General features: G+C 64.1%; 12 protein-coding genes, 1 tRNA gene and 1 pseudogene. 3 read left to right on the top strand and 11 right to left on the bottom strand.

The genetic code is table 11. The annotated features are described in order from the left end of the window. The first annotated feature begins 51 nt into the window (after nt 1–51). Nucleotides 52–1,974 carry an FtsK/SpoIIIE domain-containing protein gene (locus G1C98_RS05975; protein ID WP_240944934.1) on the top strand — a complete coding sequence of 641 codons (1,923 nt, stop codon included), beginning with the start codon at nt 52–54 and terminating at the stop codon, nt 1,972–1,974. 100 nt (nt 1,975–2,074) lie between these two features. After that, on the top strand, nt 2,075–2,353 hold the full coding sequence (locus G1C98_RS05980; protein WP_169080227.1) for a WhiB family transcriptional regulator: 279 nt from the start codon (nt 2,075–2,077) through the stop codon (nt 2,351–2,353). 168 nt (nt 2,354–2,521) lie between these two features. Here G1C98_RS05980 and G1C98_RS05985 read toward each other — a convergent pair whose 3' ends face one another. After that, nucleotides 2,522–4,012 (bottom strand): sensor histidine kinase, encoded by a 1,491-nt coding sequence (locus G1C98_RS05985; protein ID WP_169080228.1) that lies wholly within the window; start codon nt 4,010–4,012, stop codon nt 2,522–2,524. Nucleotides 4,013–4,131: 119 nt separating this feature from the next. Between G1C98_RS05985 and trhA the strand changes: the two genes are divergently transcribed. Continuing rightward, nucleotides 4,132–5,043 carry a PAQR family membrane homeostasis protein TrhA gene (gene trhA / locus G1C98_RS05990; RefSeq protein ID WP_169080229.1) on the top strand — a complete coding sequence of 304 codons (912 nt, stop codon included), beginning with the start codon at nt 4,132–4,134 and terminating at the stop codon, nt 5,041–5,043. A gap of 117 nt (nt 5,044–5,160) precedes the next feature. Here the strand turns inward: trhA and G1C98_RS05995 are convergent, their stop codons facing one another. From G1C98_RS05995 to pth, 10 genes and pseudogenes are all read right to left on the bottom strand, one after another. Continuing rightward, complete coding sequence (locus G1C98_RS05995) at nt 5,161–5,643, bottom strand: GreA/GreB family elongation factor (protein ID WP_169080230.1); 483 nt, start codon at nt 5,641–5,643, stop codon at nt 5,161–5,163. Nucleotides 5,644–5,732: 89 nt separating this feature from the next. Further along, on the bottom strand, nt 5,733–6,140 hold the full coding sequence (locus G1C98_RS06000; RefSeq protein WP_169080231.1) for an FKBP-type peptidyl-prolyl cis-trans isomerase: 408 nt from the start codon (nt 6,138–6,140) through the stop codon (nt 5,733–5,735). A 167-nt stretch (nt 6,141–6,307) separates the two neighbouring features. Then, nucleotides 6,308–6,877 (bottom strand): cadmium transporter, encoded by a 570-nt coding sequence (locus tag G1C98_RS06005; protein ID WP_169080232.1) that lies wholly within the window; start codon nt 6,875–6,877, stop codon nt 6,308–6,310. Between the two features lie 214 nt (nt 6,878–7,091). Then, a tRNA-Leu gene (locus tag G1C98_RS06010) sits at nt 7,092–7,171 on the bottom strand. A gap of 96 nt (nt 7,172–7,267) precedes the next feature. Then, nucleotides 7,268–8,266, bottom strand: a complete 999-nt coding sequence (locus tag G1C98_RS06015; protein WP_169080233.1) for a Ppx/GppA phosphatase family protein — start codon at nt 8,264–8,266, stop codon at nt 7,268–7,270. 69 nt (nt 8,267–8,335) lie between these two features. Then, entirely contained in the window at nt 8,336–8,908 is a 573-nt protein-coding gene (locus tag G1C98_RS06020) for a DUF501 domain-containing protein (protein WP_417852302.1), read from the bottom strand. A 66-nt stretch (nt 8,909–8,974) separates the two neighbouring features. Continuing rightward, a pseudogene (locus G1C98_RS06025) lies at nt 8,975–9,466 on the bottom strand (FtsB family cell division protein); the annotation flags it as partial. Between the two features lie 229 nt (nt 9,467–9,695). Beyond that, nucleotides 9,696–10,994, bottom strand: coding sequence for a phosphopyruvate hydratase (gene eno / locus G1C98_RS06030; RefSeq protein WP_169080236.1), 1,299 nt, complete (start codon nt 10,992–10,994; stop codon nt 9,696–9,698). An 88-nt stretch (nt 10,995–11,082) separates the two neighbouring features. Beyond that, nucleotides 11,083–14,667, bottom strand: coding sequence for a transcription-repair coupling factor (gene mfd, locus G1C98_RS06035; protein WP_205831916.1), 3,585 nt, complete (start codon nt 14,665–14,667; stop codon nt 11,083–11,085). Continuing rightward, nucleotides 14,657–15,256 carry an aminoacyl-tRNA hydrolase gene (pth, locus tag G1C98_RS06040; protein WP_169080237.1) on the bottom strand — a complete coding sequence of 200 codons (600 nt, stop codon included), beginning with the start codon at nt 15,254–15,256 and terminating at the stop codon, nt 14,657–14,659. Before pth ends, mfd begins: the two co-directional genes overlap by 11 nt. Nucleotides 15,257–15,444 lie beyond the last annotated feature (188 nt).

The following is a 15,444-nucleotide window of genomic DNA, read 5'->3' on the forward strand; positions in this document are numbered from 1 at the left end:
ATTGCCCGTACGGTTTGGCGTGGCTGCGCGTGCCATCGCAGACTTGGGGGTATGGAACGACGATCACGGCAACGCACCGAACGCCTGACACTGCTGGTCATGGTGGCCCCGATGGCGGGGCAGGTGATGCTGCTCGCCATGCTGCTGGCGTTCCAGCAGTGGATGTTCGCGGCGATGATCGTTCCCTCGTTGCTGGGATGCATGGCCTCGCTGGTCTTGGCGCTGCCACGCCGCAGCCAGGACGCACAAGGCGGCGCGATGCCGGCAGGAGGCAGGCTGGTCGATGCCTCGTCTTCCGGTGCTGCCATGGCAGTTCCTGGCTCCGATCCCGCACGCCTGCAACGAATGCCCGCACGGCATCTGGAACTGCTGCTGGGCATGCACCGCGAGGCCGACCGGCTGCCGTGGCGCACGGTGGCGAGGCGCTGGCTGCACCCGTTCTCGATGAACGTGCCCATAGGCCTGACGGAACGCGGCGTGGTCTGCCTCGACCTGCAACGGCAGGGACCGCACGCGCTGGTGGCCGGCACCACGGGGTCCGGCAAATCCGTGCTGCTGCAAAGCTGGTGCCTCGCCCTGGCCGCGCACAACCCGCCGGAACGTCTGCAATTCGTGTTCCTCGACTTCAAGGGCGGCACGGCCTTCCGCCCGCTCGAACGGCTCCCCCACTGCGTGGGCAGCGTATGCGATCTCGACCTGCAGCATGCGGTGCGCGCGTTGCATGCGCTCGATCTTGAACTGAAACGCCGGGAACGGCTGGTCGCCGAACAGCATGCGCAGGACATCTCCGCATTGCGTTTCGCGCCGCCACGGCTCGTAGTGGTCATCGACGAGTTCCACGCGCTGCGCGACCAGCTGCCCGACGTGGTGAACCGCATCGTGCACATCGCCTCGCTGGGCCGTTCGCTCGGCATGCATGTGATCGCCTGCACGCAGCACCCGGCCGGTCAGGTCTCCTCGGATATGAAGGCGAACATGACCTTGGGGCTGTGTCTGCGCGTGCGGGACGCCATGCAGTCGGTGGAGATCCTGGGATCGGGTGTGGCCGCCTCCATTCCGCCGTCATTGCCCGGCGTGGTGTACTGCAACGACGGCGAGGGCGTGGAGGCCTGGCGGTGCGCGGCCACCGGGGACATCGGCCACATGGTCGACGCCATCATGCTTGCCGCGCGATGCCACGGCAGCATTCCTGCACCGACCCTGTTCTCCGCTCCCCTGCCACGCGTGGCGAAACGACTGCCTGCCGCCAGTCATGCGCATGGCATGCCGTTCGCGCTGGCGGACAACGGCGTGACGCTCCAGACCGCAACGCTGCCGCTGTCCCGCGGCAATATCGGCGTCATCGGCCCCCACGGACGGGGCAAGACCACGCTGCTGGCGGCCATCGCGCGCTGGGCCCGATTCTGCGCCGGCGAGCCGGCCCACGTGCGGTGGACGAGCCGGAACATGGGCGGCTATGCAACACGCGACCTGCCCGCGCCCGCCCATGGCGACGACGTTGGCATCGGCACCGGGCAAGAACCGATCACCGGAATCCCGGACGAGCCGCGTCCCATAAGTATCGCCGCCGGCACCACCAACGCCGGCACGGCTGCCAAAGCCGGCACCCCCGCTTGCGCCGACAGCGAAACCGACATGCCGCCTCGGCGCATCTGGATCGTAGACGATGCGGACACGCTGTTCGACCCGTTCTGCGCCGACCCGCTCGCCGCCCAGTTGCGCGAAGCCCTTGCGGATCACACCGTCACCGTGGTCTTCGCCGTGGAGTCCAGCCGTCACGTGCGCATTCCCGACCATTGCGCCATCCGCGTGGTGTTCCCCACCGCCGACAAGGCCACCGACCAGATGAACGGCATACCGGCCGACATATGGGCGTCGCTCGGCCCGGATGCCCTCACGTTGCCGGGGCGTGCAGTGTTCATCGACCACGCCCAGGCGGTGCCGGTGCAATGCGTGTTTGGAGACGATTCGTGAAACTTCGCCAATCTCTTTGAGAAAAAGTCTTGAAAAACTCGAAGGAACGTGCTTACCTATTACAGGAACAATTGTTGGATATTCCATTTGGGAGGACAAAATGAGCAGCGCTTTTGATTGGCGAGCCAAGGCCGCATGCCGCGACAAGGATCCCGAGCTGTTTTTCCCTGTCGGCAACACCGGCGCTGCATATCAGCAGATTGAAGAAGCCAAGGCCGTGTGCCGCACCTGCAAGGTGATCGACGCCTGCCTGAAGTGCGCACTCGACACGAACCAGGATTATGGCGTGTGGGGTGGCCTGAGCGAGGACGAGCGCCGTCAGCTCAAGCGCAAGGCGATGCGTCTGCGCCGCACGCAGGCCATGCAGATGCAGATCTGATCGATATACAACACGCTTACGGCGGTTGCGCCGGCAACGGGGCGGAGGGTGCAAGCCTTCCGCCCCGTTCGTTTTGTCTGCGTATATGCCAGTGCCCTCCCGTCGGAGAACCCGGCGGGAGGGCACTGATATCTATGCAAACCTGCTCTAGCAGACTACTAGTACTGTCTACATCTGGGACTGCGCCGCGCGCAGCGTCATGTCCAGCACCACGCGGGTGCCGCCTTCGCGGCGGGCCTGCCAATGCACGCTGCCGCCGAAATCGTTGGTCACGAAGGTGTTGATGATCTGCGTGCCCAGGCCGGAACCGGAGGAACGGGCCATGCCGCCGTGCGCCTCCGAATCAAGGCCCACGCCGTCATCCTCCACCACTACGTTGAGGTTCGCGCCGGAACGACCCACGGAAACCGTGATATGACCCTCCTCGCGGCCTTCGAAGCCGTGCTCCACGCAATTGGTGATCAGCTCGGTGAGCACCAGCGACAACGGCGTGGCGTCCTGTGCCGGCATCATGCCGAACTTGCCCAGGAAGCTGATGCTGATGTGCTGGTCGCGCATGGTGGCCAGATCGACGGCCATCTTGAGCAGCTTGGAGATCACCTTGTCGAAGTCGACGACCTCGTCGGCGGTCTGACTCAGACCCTCGTGCACCATGGCGATGGTCTGCACGCGGCGCTGTGCCTCCTTGAGCTCGGTCTTCACCTCTTCGGACTTGGTCTTGCGTGCCTGCAGACGCAGCAGCGCCGAAACGGCCTGCAGGTTGTTCTTCACACGGTGGTGGATCTCGGAGATCGTGGCGTCCTTGGTCTGCAGCTCCTTCTCGCGGCGGCGCAGCTCGGTGACGTCGCGGCACAGCACGATCGCGCCCATGCGCCCGTTCTCGTCGTACAACGGCAGGGAGCGCAACGAGACGGCGGAATGGTTGGCGCTGATCTCCGAATCGACGGCCGCCTTGCCGCTCAGCACGAGCGGCAGCTGGTCTTCGACCGGATCGTCGGTGTGCAGCAGGCTCACGCCCAGCTCGCTCAGGTAATGCCCGCGCATGGTGGCCAGCAGGCCGATCCTGCGGAAGCAGCTGATGGCGTTCGGGGAGGCGTAGCGCACGATGCCGTCCACGGTGAGGATGATGAATCCGTCGGACATGCGGGCGATGTGACGCTGGCTCATCACCGCGTCGGTATAGGGGAACTGTCCGCGCGGGATCATCTTGAACAGCTGCTTGCCGGCGTTGATGCTTTCGGTCTCGTAGCGGCCGTTCGATTCGCGGGTGGTCATGTTGGTCTCGCGCACCACGAGCCCGAGGGTCTTGCCGTGGGCGCGCACCGGGGCGTACACGCTACAGACGCTGACCTTGCCGAAATCGCGCATCTCCGGGGAGCGGTAGATGCCGTCGGCTTCCATGGCGGCGTCGAGTTCGGCTGTCTGATCGTCCGGCACGACCTTGCCGACGATGTCGTCGGCGCGCAGGGTGACCATGGTGGACGGGCGGCACTGCTCCGCCACCACATACTGCCCCTCACCGTTTTTGATGATGAGCAGCAGGTCCGCGAAGCTGAGATCCGCGACCACCTGCCAGTCGGCTACGAGGTGGTGCAGCCATTCACGATCCCTGTCGTCAAAGTCCGGACGCGTTGCAAGTATCTGAGAGAAATCGGCCATGCGACCATCATACGCACGCACGGCGGCGCGACACAAAGTTTTGACGCCATGTCACTTGACTTTGCGATAACCTACGGTATCGTAGGTTACGGTTGCGTAACCAACCTGGAAGGATCACCATGTCAGAACGCGAAGAGACGGAGATCGCCCGCAAGCAGGCCGCTGTGATGGACGCGCAGGATCAGGCCGTCAAATCGAAGGCGGACGGCGTACGCGCCCGCGCCCAGCTCAAAGCGGAGAAAATACGGCTGAAGGCCGAGACGAAGGCCAAGCACGTCATCGCCAAGGGCGAAATCAAGGCCGCCAAGATCGAAGGCATCGATCTTCCGGAACTCGAGCACAAGCGCAAGCCGCGCAAGATCCGCTACGACGTGCACGGCAGGCCGAAGCCGGCGATGCGCGGCTGGATCCACGCCGTCGCCGCCCCCCTGTCGCTCGCGGCCGGCATCGTGCTGATCTGCCTGGCCAGGCAGACGGGCCTCAAATGGGCCTGCGCCGTGTTCATGGTCAGCTCACTCATCCTGTTCACCAACTCCGCCGCCTACCACCTGGGCGACTGGAGCAGCAAGGTCACCAACGTGCTCAGGCGCATCGACCACGTCAACATCTTCCTCCTGATCGCCGGCACCTACACGCCGGTGGCGTTCGCCCTGCAGCCGTTCTGGCGCAACACCATCATCATCTCCATGTGGGCGTGCACCGCCGTGGCCATCATCATCAACGTCATCTGGACCACCGCGCCGCGCTGGCTGTATACCCTGGTGTACGTCATCTTCGGCATCTACGGGCTGGCCTACATGGTGTTGTTCTGGACCTCGCCCGTGGCGGGCCCTGCGGTGACGATCCTCATCATCGCCGGCGGCGTCTGCTACATCGCCGGCGCCATCGTCTACGCGCGCCGCAGCCCCGACCCGTGGCCGCGCGTGTTCGGCTTCCACGAGATCTTCCACTGCGGCACGGTCGCCGGGTACGCATGCCACATGGTCGCCATCTACATGGTGATCGTCAATATGTGGACCATGCTGCCCTAAGCCGGCTGCAAGGCTTCGGGCGGAACCACGGCAAACCGCCCGAAATATATGAATGCGCCGCCCCGGAAAACCCCGGGGCGGCGCATTCATATATGCCGATAAAAACCGTATACCGGCTCAGCTCAGCGGCTTGGAATCCTTGATGGTCACAGAGATCTCACGGCCGTTCGGAGCCTTGTAGCTCACGGTATCGCCGACCTTCGCGCCGTAGATGGCGGCGCCGATCGGGGACTCCGGGCTGATGATGGTCTGATCGGTGGCGATGGCCAGATCGTGCGATCCCAGCACGAACACCTTCTCGCGGCCGTTCATGTCGAGCGTGACCAGCGAACCGTCGCCGACCTTGCCCGCGGGCGGAGCGGTGAGAATCTTGGCGTGACGCAGCTTGAACGTCAGCTCCTCGATGCGGCCCTGGTTGACGCGCTGGGCCTCACGCGCGGCCTGATAGCCGCCGTTCTCGCTCAGATCGCCTTCGGCGCGTGCGGCGGCGACCTTGCCGATAATCTCGTCGCGGTACTCGCCCTCACGCCACTTGAGCTCTTCCTGCATCTTGTCGTAGGCCTCCTGCGTGAGCAGGAACACCTGATCCTCTTGTGCCATATCGACTCCTTTGTTGTTCGAAGAAAGCGCCGGTGCCTTGGCTCCCGGCGCTCCCGATGGTTGTAAGCGTTATTCGCGTTATCTGGTTGTCAGCGCGTGGAGATGATGTCGACCACGAACACCAGGGTGTCGTCGCCGCCGATGCCGGCCTGCGGAACGCCACGGCTGCCATAGCCGTACTCCGGCGGGATAGAGACCACCAGGCGGGAACCGACGTTGTGGCCCGGCACCGTCTGATCCCAGCCCTTGATGACCTGACCCACGCCGATGCCGAAGCTGGCCGGCTGGTGGCGGTCGAAGCTGGAGTCGAACGGTTCCTCCTTGCCCCACACCACACCGTGATAGTTCACGGTGACGGTGTCTCCGCGACGCACCATCGGACCGTCGCCTTCAACGAGCTCCACGGCCTTCAGGCCCTTCGGGGCTTGCTCAGTGGGGAATTCAATCGTCGGGCGGGCGCCGAACTCGCTGTTCACCTTGGGCATCTGGTCTGCCATGTCAAAAACCTCCTGTTTGGGCAATGCGCTCTAGATTAGCACCATCACACCCATTTGGGCACCTTTGCGGCCAAACCGCCGCATTGCGAACATCCAGCCGTCCAATATGCGCACATACGCGGCGATGCCAGAGCCCTCTCTCTAGCGGTGCGGCTTAGCGGCACGGCTTATCGGTACAGCGCGGAGAACATCATCACCATGGCGATCAGGCCAAGCACCGCGAGTACGATCTGCACGACCAGCAACGTGATGGCCAGCGGCTTGCGCGTGCACAGCTTGGACGCGAACAACTGCCCCAGCAGGAACGCCAGAAAACCGAAGATCGCATAATTCAGGGTGATGGCGAGCACATCGCCGTTCGACAGCACCACGCCGTTGAGCGGCTGGCCGATGGAGTTCATCAGCGAGGTCGCCACCAGCAGGCCCCACACGCCGAAGCCGATGAGGCCCACCACGCCGTACGCCAGCGGCTTGAACTTGGCCCTCATGCGCAGGGTGAAGGATTCGGCGCACCACAGCAGCGCGAACCCGACCACATAGGTGAATACGATGGCGACGGCCACCGCCACGCACATCCACGGCACCAGGGCGACGCCGCCGCCCATCATCGACAGGTAGAAACCCGAGCAGGAAATGGCCCCCACGCCCAGCACGGTGCCGATGATGATGGCCTGCGTCGGCATGGTCGGCAGACCGCCGGCCGTGGTCTTCTCTACGTCGCTCCAACTGGATGGCATATCCGCTCCTCACGTCGTCTCGTGCTTGCCATGGAGCACCTTACCTGCCGTTTGTTTCGTTTGTTTTGCCCACACCCCGCGCCCACATCGTGCCCACGGTTTGCCCACGGTTTTTACGAATTGGAACGGATCAGGGCGATTCAAGCGGAAGCGAAAACCAGTGAAAATCGTTGGGAATACAGGAAAACCGCCGTTTCCGGCGGTTTCATGAGCGTGCCTCCAGCGGGACTCGAACCCGCAAGCCGAAGCGGCTGATTTTAAGTCAGCTGCGTATACCAATTTCGCCATGGAGGCATCGGTCATACCACGCGCCCGCCGAACCCGATCCAAACGAACCGGAACCGGAAGGGTGCGAGATACCGACCGACGTTATTGTATGCTAGCACGCCCTCAGGCATTCAGCAGCCTGCGGCCATAATCAAGCACCAGTCCGTCGAGCAGACCATGCTCGCTGGCCACATAGGAGTCGATGGGCTCACCATGGTCGGCCTTCGCCGCCTCGCTCACGCGCGACAGCACGCGGTTCCACACCACGGCACCGCCGCCCACCACGTCGATGCGTCCGGGGTGGATGGTCTTGTATTCGGCGCGTTCGGCACGGGTCATGGCAAGGAAACGGTCGTCCACCTGGTAGGCCTCCTCAATCGGCAGACGATAGCCGTCCACCAGGGAGTGGTCGTATTCCTTGAGTCCCATGGCCAATGCGGTCATGGTGGTGACGGTGCCGGACACGCCGATGATGGTGCGTGCACGCCCGGCCGGAACCGTGCGGAACGCCTCGTCGATATGCTCGTCGATGTCGCGGTACGCCTCCTCGACCTGTTCGGCGGTGGGCGGATCGTTCTTCAGATGACGTTCCGTCATGCGCACGGAACCGATGTTCATGGAGTAGGCCGCCTGCACCTGGGTGGCCGGCGCGCTCTTGCCATCGCCGCCGATGACCAGCTCGGTGGAGCCGCCACCAAGATCGACCACCAGATACGGCGGTTCCAGGTCGCTTCTCGGCACGACGCTGGTTGCTCCGAGGAAGCTCAGATCGGCTTCTTCCGTGCCGGGAATGACCTCGGGGCGCACGCCCAGGATCCGTTCGATGCCATCCTCGAACTCCTCGCGATTGGAGGCGTCACGCGTGGCGGACGTGGCGACGAAGCGCAGGCCGTCGACGGGATGCTCCTCAAGGATCTGCGCGAACTCACGTGCCGCGGCGTACGCCCGCTCCAACGCCTCGTCCGCAAAACGGTGCGTCTTGTCCACATCCTGGCCGAGACGGATCACCTTCAACTGGCGCGGCACGATCTCCGTCATGCCGTTCTCGTCGACCCGAGCCACCTTGAGTCGAATGGAATTCGTACCGCAGTCAATACCCGCCACGGTCACCGATTTCGCCATCGTTTCACTCTCCTTTGCTTACAGCCGTTTCGCTTGCGCCGGTTTCAGGCCGACAATCGTTCAGAGCGACTACTCCTGCGCCTCTTCGGCGGCGGGCCAGGCCACGCTGCACCGGCATACGGTGGGGTCGAATTCGCCCTTGACGCGTTCGAGCACCATGTCGCCGATCGGGTTCACACCGGGGCCCATCACCAGGGACTGGGCGATCAGGGCATGCAGGCACTTGACACGCACGGGCATGCCGCCGGCGGACGTGCCCTCGATATGCTCCTCGCTATCACCCAGCCGCACGGCGATGGCGTGACGGAACTCCAGGTACAGCGCATGCGCACGCTCGTACGCGGCCTTGACCGCCTCATCGTCGGCAACCATGGCACCGTAGTCGCGCATGGCGCCCTCGGCCTCCACATGCGACGCGGCCTTGACCGCCTCGGGGCTGGTCAGATAGCAGGTCGTGGGGAACGGCACTCCCCCAGGCAGCAGCGGCCTGGTCACCACGGCCAGCGGACGCCCGCACACGCAGCGCGCACCGACGGCCACCATGCCGCGCGGATAGCGCCCCAACTGCTCCTGCACGATGGCGATATCACGTTCTGCCGGCTGCTGCGCGAGAAGCCGCTCCGCCAATGCGTCGGGTTCGATCTGGCTCACTATTGCCCTTCCTGTTGTACTGTTTGCTTGACGCTTGTTGCTTTACTTGTTGTCGGATTGATCCGCTTCCTTGAAAGCGTAGGACAACTCACTATACCAAGGCAGCTTCTGCTCCTCGGATTCGCTGTTCTTCGAGGCCTTGTCGGATTCCTTGCCCGTCACCGCCTGAGGGTTGAGCACATGCACGGACAGCTCGCCCGGGAACACGAAGCCAAGCCGTTCGCGGGCCTGCGCGGCCACATAGGACTTGTCGTCCCAGCGGGCGATGTCGTTCTCAAGCTCCTTCTTCTGCGCGATAAGCGAGGCCTCCTGGCGTTTGAGACTATTGAGATGCGCCAGATCGTTCGCATAGGAATTGAAGGTGGACACCAATTGGATGGCCGCCACCAGCACGATGAACAGCGCGACGAAAAACGCGATGGGACCGGAGCTGCCGGCGCGCGACGATGCCGCGCTCTTCCGGGAAGACCTCCCGTTCCTCTCCGATTTCCCGGCCTTGCCCGCGGCCTGTACGGTGCCGCCGGACGTGGTACGTTTCCGTGTGCTCATGGATTCCAACCTACCTGCCACATTCGACTATGCGTGAGGGTCTGCCGATCGCCGACTCGGGCCGACCGCACGCCGTATTCCATGCCGTGGCACCCGGATAATCGGCCGGGGTGAGTGCGATTCCGCCGCGTGGCCGATATACACGTGGCCGATATACGAAAAGGGCGAGACACCATAACGATGCCTCGCCCTTTCCTCGCGTTCGCAGATTACGCTCTACGCGTCACGCTCACTTGGCGATGTACTTCTTGCAGGCCTTGAAAGCGCTGTAGCCGGCGTACTGAGCGGTGGAGCCGAGCTCCTCCTCGATCTCGAGCAGGCGGTTGTACTTGGCGATACGCTCGCCACGAGCCGGAGCACCGGTCTTGATCTGGCGAGTGTTCTTGGCGACGGCCAGGTCGGAGATGGTGGTGTCCGGGGTCTCGCCGGAACGGTGGGAAACCATGGAGGTATAGCCGTTGGCGGTAGCCAGCTCGATGGCGTCCAGGGTCTCGGTGACGGTGCCGATCTGGTTCAGCTTGACCAGCAGGGAGTTGGCGGCACCCATGTCGATGGCCTTCTGCAGGCGCTTCGGGTTGGTGACCAGGAGGTCGTCGCCGACGAACTGCAGACGATCACCGAGCTTGGCGGTGATGTCGGCCCAATCCTGCCAGCCTTCTTCCTGGAACGGATCCTCGATGGAGACGATCGGGTACTCGTTGATCAGGTTCTCGTAGAAGTCGAGCATGTAGCCGGCCTCACGGTCGTCACCCTCGAAGTGGTACTTGCCGGTCTCCTTGTTGTAGAACTCGGAGGAGGCGACATCCAGGGAGATGCCGATCTGCTTGCCCGGCTCGTAGCCGGCGGCGGAGATGGCGTCCATGATGTAGTTCAGGGAGTCCTTGTTGGACTTCATCTTCGGAGCGAAGCCGCCCTCGTCGCCCAGACCAGTGGCCAGGCCTTCCTTCTTCAGGACGTTCTTCAGGGTGTGGTAGACCTCGACACCGGCGCGCAGAGCCTCGGAGTAGGTGTTGAAGCCGTACGGGGAGATCATGTACTCCTGGATGTCGGTGGCGAAGTCAGCGTGAGCGCCACCGTTCATGATGTTCATGTTCGGAACCGGCAGGATGTGGCCGTTGGTGCCGCCGATGTAGCGGTACAGCGGCATGCCTGCGGACTCGGCGGAGGCATACAGAGCGGCCAGGGAGACGCCCAGGATGGCGTTGGCGCCCAGACGGCCCTTGTTCGGAGTGCCGTCGAGCTCGATCATCAGATCGTCGAGAGCACGCTGGTCAGCAGCGTCCATGCCGATGACCTTCGGAGCGATCTCCTCGTTGACTGCCTTGACAGCGTCGAGGACGCCCTTGCCCTGGTAGACGGACTTGTCGCCATCGCGGCGCTCCCAAGCCTCAGCCTCACCAGTGGAAGCACCGGACGGAACCAGACCCAGGCCCTGAGCACCGTCTTCGGTATCAAGCACGACCTCAACGGTCGGGTTGCCACGGGAATCAAGAATCTGACGCGCGTACACGCTTTCAATTGCTGCCACAACTACTCCTTTAAAACGCTAGGTTGTGATGTCATTAGCCAAGAATAATGGGATTGTTGGACGAAGTACACCCTCGTCCTACGGCGTGTTAGCGACGCGGCTTGGGCGTCCACGCGAGGTCGTCGAGCAACTGGTTCACCCACAGCACGATCTGGTCCGGCGACATGGGCTTCGCGCCGAGCGAGCCGGCGAACGGGGCGGGGATGATGAGCTGATGCGTGACCGGACGGTACTGGAACCCGCGGTAGATCCTCGACATGCGCATGCGCACCGATTCGGCCGGATCGATGCGCCCGATACGCACGCGATTCGACTGGGCCAGAATCTCGCTGATACCCATCTTGCGGGCCTTGAACTTGAGACGGGCCACGTCGAACAACGCGTCGAACTGCTCCGGCGGCTTGCCATAGCGGTCCGTCAGCTCCTCACGCAGCGCCGTCAGATCGTCCTCCGTACGGGCGGCCGCGAGCTTGCGGTACGCCTCCAGGCGCAGCTTGTCGGAATCGATGTACTCCACCGGGATCGAGGCCTCGATCGGCAGATCGACCGACACCGCCACCGGTTCGGCGGCCTTGTCCGGCTCCTTGTATGCCTCGACGGCCTCGGAAACCATGCGCACGTACAGGTCGAAGCCGACGCCCTCGATATGTCCGGACTGCTGGTCACCCAGCAGATTGCCGGTGCCGCGCAGCTCCAGATCCTTCATCGCCACGTCGAAGCCCGAACCAAGCGCCGTGTTCTGCGCGATGGTGGCCAGACGGTCGTGCGACTGCTGGGTCATGGGCTTGGACGGATCGTAGAGGAAGTAGGCGTACGCGCGTTCGCGGCCACGGCCCACACGGCCTCGCAGCTGATGCAGCTGACTCAGACCGAACCGGTCGGCATGGTCGACGATCAGCGTGTTCGCATTGGAGATATCAAGACCGGTCTCGATGATCGTGGTGCACACCAGCACGTCGATGTCCCTGTGCCAGAAGTCGCGGATCACCTGATCCAGCTGCTTCTCGCCCATCTTGCCATGAGCGATGCCGACATGGCTTTCGGGCACAAGGGTATGGATCTTGTCGGCCACGGAGGCGATGTCCTCCACGCGGTTGTGCACGTAGAACACCTGCCCGCCGCGCAGCAGCTCGCGCCGGATGGCGGCGACGACCTGCGCGTCCTCGTAGGCGCCCACATAGGTGAGCACCGGCAGACGGTCCTCGGGAGGCGTGGCCAGCGTGGACATCTCGCGGATGCCCGTCACGGCCATCTCCAGCGTACGGGGAATAGGCGTGGCCGAAAGGCTCAGCACGTCGACGTTCGTACGCAGCGCCTTGAGCGTCTCCTTGTGCTCCACGCCGAAGCGCTGCTCCTCGTCGATGATGACCAGGCCAAGATCCTTGAACTTGATCTTCGGATTGAGCAGCTTGTGCGTGCCGATCACCACGTCGACGGTGCCGGCGGCGAGATCCTCGATGGTCTGCTTGATCTCCTTGGGCTTCTGGAAACGGCTCATCGCCGCCACATTGACCGGGAAGCCCTCATAGCGTTCGGTGAAGGTCTCGTAGTGCTGCTGCACCAGCAGCGTGGTGGGCACGAGCACGGCCACCTGCTTGCCGTCCTGCACCGCCTTGAACGCGGCGCGCACGGCGATCTCGGTCTTGCCGAAACCCACGTCGCCGCAGATCAGGCGGTCCATGGGCCGGGGCTTTTCCATATCGGCCTTCACATCGTCGATGGTGGTGAGCTGGTCGGCGGTCTCCTGGTACGGGAAGGCGTCCTCAAGTTCCTTCTGCCACGGGGTGTCCGGGCTGAAGGCGAAGCCGGGCGTGCGCTGACGCGCCGAGTACAGCTTCACCAGGTCGTCGGCGATCTCGCGCACATGCTTGCGGGCCTTGGCCTTGGTCGCCGCCCAGTCCGAGCCGCCGAGCTTGTTGAGCTTGGGGGCCTCGGCACCGATGTACTTGCTCACCAGGTCGAGCTGATCGGTGGGGATGAAGAGCTTGTCCGGCGGGGCGCCGCGCTTGCTCGGCGCGTATTCGATCACCAGATACTCGCGCGTGGCCTTGTTGTCGCCCGTACCCACCGTGCGCTGACGCATCTCCACGAACCGGCCGATGCCGTGCTGCTCGTGCACCACGTAGTCGCCGGTCTTGAGCTCCATCAGGTCGATGGCCTTGCGGCGGCGCTTCGGCGTCTTGGCCTGGGCGGCGGCGCTGGTGCGGCCGGTCAGATCGCGTTCGGTGAGCAGCGCGATCTTCGCCTCGGAATCGACGAACCCGTCGATGGCGGCGGAACGTACGGTGGAGAAGCTGGCGATGCCGGTCTCGTTGATGGCTCGCTTGAGACGTGCCAGCGTGCCCTGCGCGGCGGCGGTGACGGTGACCTCATAGCCCACATCGATCAGCCCTTCGATGCCGGACGCGGCACGATCCCCGTCGCCACGGAATTCCTCGGGGTTCTTGGCCGCAAGACGGACGCGGCCGGAACGGCCGGTGTCCACGTTGAAGTCGGTGAGCTCGATGACGGCATGATCGGAATAGCCCAGCGAGCTCATCACCTCGTCGAAATCGAGGAAACTCGACTCATCGAAACTGATGGGAGCGCCGCCGTGGCCGGATGCGGCCACATGCCAGCTGGCCGCAAGGAACTCGTTCGCGGTCTTCATCAGATCGGTGGCGGCCCTGCGCAGCTTCTCCGGATCGTTGAGCATGACGACGGCATGCTTGTCGAGCATGCCTGCCACCGGCTCCATGTCGGTGACCAGCGCGGGCATCAGCGATTCCATGCCCTCCACGGGAATCGCGTTGGCGATGGACTCCAGCATGTCCTCGGCGTTGGGGATCGAGCCGATCAGGCTCTTCGCGCGGGCGCGCACCTTGTCGGTGAGCTGCAATTCACGGCAGGGCGTGGCCCAGATGGTATCGACGCCATCGCCGTACGTGCGCTGGTCGGAGGCGTGGAACTCCTTGATCTCGTCGATCTCGTCGCCGAAGAACTCGATACGCACCGGGTGCGGGTAGGTCGGCGGGAACACATCGAGGATGCCACCGCGCACCGCGAATTCGCCGCGGTTCATCACCAGTTCGACGCGGGTGTACGCATTGCGCACCAGGCGCCCCACCGCCTCATCGAGCGGCAGCTCCTCGCCCTTGACGAACACCAGCGGCTCCACATCGCCGAGTCCGGCCACCACCGGCTGGATCAGCGAGCGCACCGGCATGACGAGGATGCGGATCGGGCCGAACATGGGGTTGGCGGGGTCCGGGTGCTTGAGTCTGCGGAATACGGCCATGCGGCTGGCGACGGTGTCGGCGCGGGGGCTCAGGCGTTCGTGGGGCAGCGTCTCCCATGCTTCGAGCTGGGCGATGTCGGAGGGGCTGCCGGAATACCATGAGCGCAGGGCGTTGACGGTTTCCTCCGCTTCGCGGCTGGAGGAGACGATGTATACGACCTGGCTGGTCGTGGGGTTGCCGGCGATGGCGGCGGCCAATGCGGGGCGGATGCCCGAGGGCGCGCCGACGATGAGCGAGGCGTCGATGTCGCCTTCGGTGGTTTCGGCGGTGCCGTCCGCCACGGATGCGAATGCCTTGTCTGTGCGCAGTGCGGCGATCAAGCCGGACAGGCTGGCGTCCATCGGGCCGGCGGGTCTGCCGTTCGCCGTCGTGCGAGGCTGCGGGTCAGCGGCCATTGAACTTCTCCTGGGTCTTGGCCAGTCCGTGGAACATGATCTCCTCGGCGGCGTCGGCGCCGTCGGCGAGGAAGTCCGGCAGCTGCTTGCGCTGGTCGGGGCCGAATCCGCCCAGCACCCAGTTCACGGTGTTGTCGTGCGCGTTGGCGCCGCGCTTGGCGTGGCCCACGCCCATGCGTACGCGGGAGTATTTCGGGGTGCCCAGCGAACGGTCGATGGATTTGATGCCGTTGTGCCCGCCTGCGGAGCCGCCGGCCTTGACCTTGATGCGGCCGAAGTCCAGGTCCATGTCGTCGTGGATGACGATGACATGGTCGGGGTCGATCTGGTAGTAGGAGCAGATGGAGGCGACCGCGTTGCCGGATTCGTTCATGTAGGTGAGCGGCTTGGCGAGGAAGAACTTCTGGTTGCGCCCGTCGAGGTTCATCACTCCCTTGCCGAGCAGCGCGAGTCCCTTGTGGTCGGAGAAATTGACCGACCAGCGTTCGGCCAGCACGTCGGCCGTCATGAATCCCATGTTGTGACGGGTGCCCTCGTATTTGCTGCCCGGATTGCCCAGACCTGCGATCAGCCAGAAATCAGACGCCATACCCCACCTCTTGTGTTCGTTGTCTTCGTTGCGTTCGCTTGCGTTCCTTGCGGCCGGTGCCGCGATCGGCATCAGTCGGCCATGTTTCCCGCCGACTGTATGCCATTCCAAATGCATCATTGTACCGCCGGCCATGCCGCCGGACCTGCGGCGGCCCGCTGTTCCCCTGGTGCCGGCGCGGTCGGACG

The organism is Bifidobacterium erythrocebi (assembly GCF_012932675.1).
Lineage (GTDB): Bacteria > Actinomycetota > Actinomycetes > Actinomycetales > Bifidobacteriaceae > Bifidobacterium > Bifidobacterium erythrocebi.

Bases quoted from the DNA above. Each gene is read 5' to 3' on its own strand.
- G1C98_RS05975 (WP_240944934.1), top strand. From the start codon at position 52: ATGGAACGACGATCACGGCAACGCACCGAACGCCTGACACTGCTGGTC.
- G1C98_RS05980 (WP_169080227.1), top strand. From the start codon at position 2,075: ATGAGCAGCGCTTTTGATTGGCGAGCCAAGGCCGCATGCCGCGACAAG.
- G1C98_RS05985 (WP_169080228.1), bottom strand. From the start codon at position 4,012: ATGGCCGATTTCTCTCAGATACTTGCAACGCGTCCGGACTTTGACGAC.
- trhA (WP_169080229.1), top strand. From the start codon at position 4,132: ATGTCAGAACGCGAAGAGACGGAGATCGCCCGCAAGCAGGCCGCTGTG.
- G1C98_RS05995 (WP_169080230.1), bottom strand. From the start codon at position 5,643: ATGGCACAAGAGGATCAGGTGTTCCTGCTCACGCAGGAGGCCTACGAC.
- G1C98_RS06000 (WP_169080231.1), bottom strand. From the start codon at position 6,140: ATGGCAGACCAGATGCCCAAGGTGAACAGCGAGTTCGGCGCCCGCCCG.
- G1C98_RS06005 (WP_169080232.1), bottom strand. From the start codon at position 6,877: ATGCCATCCAGTTGGAGCGACGTAGAGAAGACCACGGCCGGCGGTCTG.
- G1C98_RS06015 (WP_169080233.1), bottom strand. From the start codon at position 8,266: ATGGCGAAATCGGTGACCGTGGCGGGTATTGACTGCGGTACGAATTCC.
- mfd (WP_205831916.1), bottom strand. From the start codon at position 14,667: ATGGCCGCTGACCCGCAGCCTCGCACGACGGCGAACGGCAGACCCGCC.
- pth (WP_169080237.1), bottom strand. From the start codon at position 15,256: ATGGCGTCTGATTTCTGGCTGATCGCAGGTCTGGGCAATCCGGGCAGC.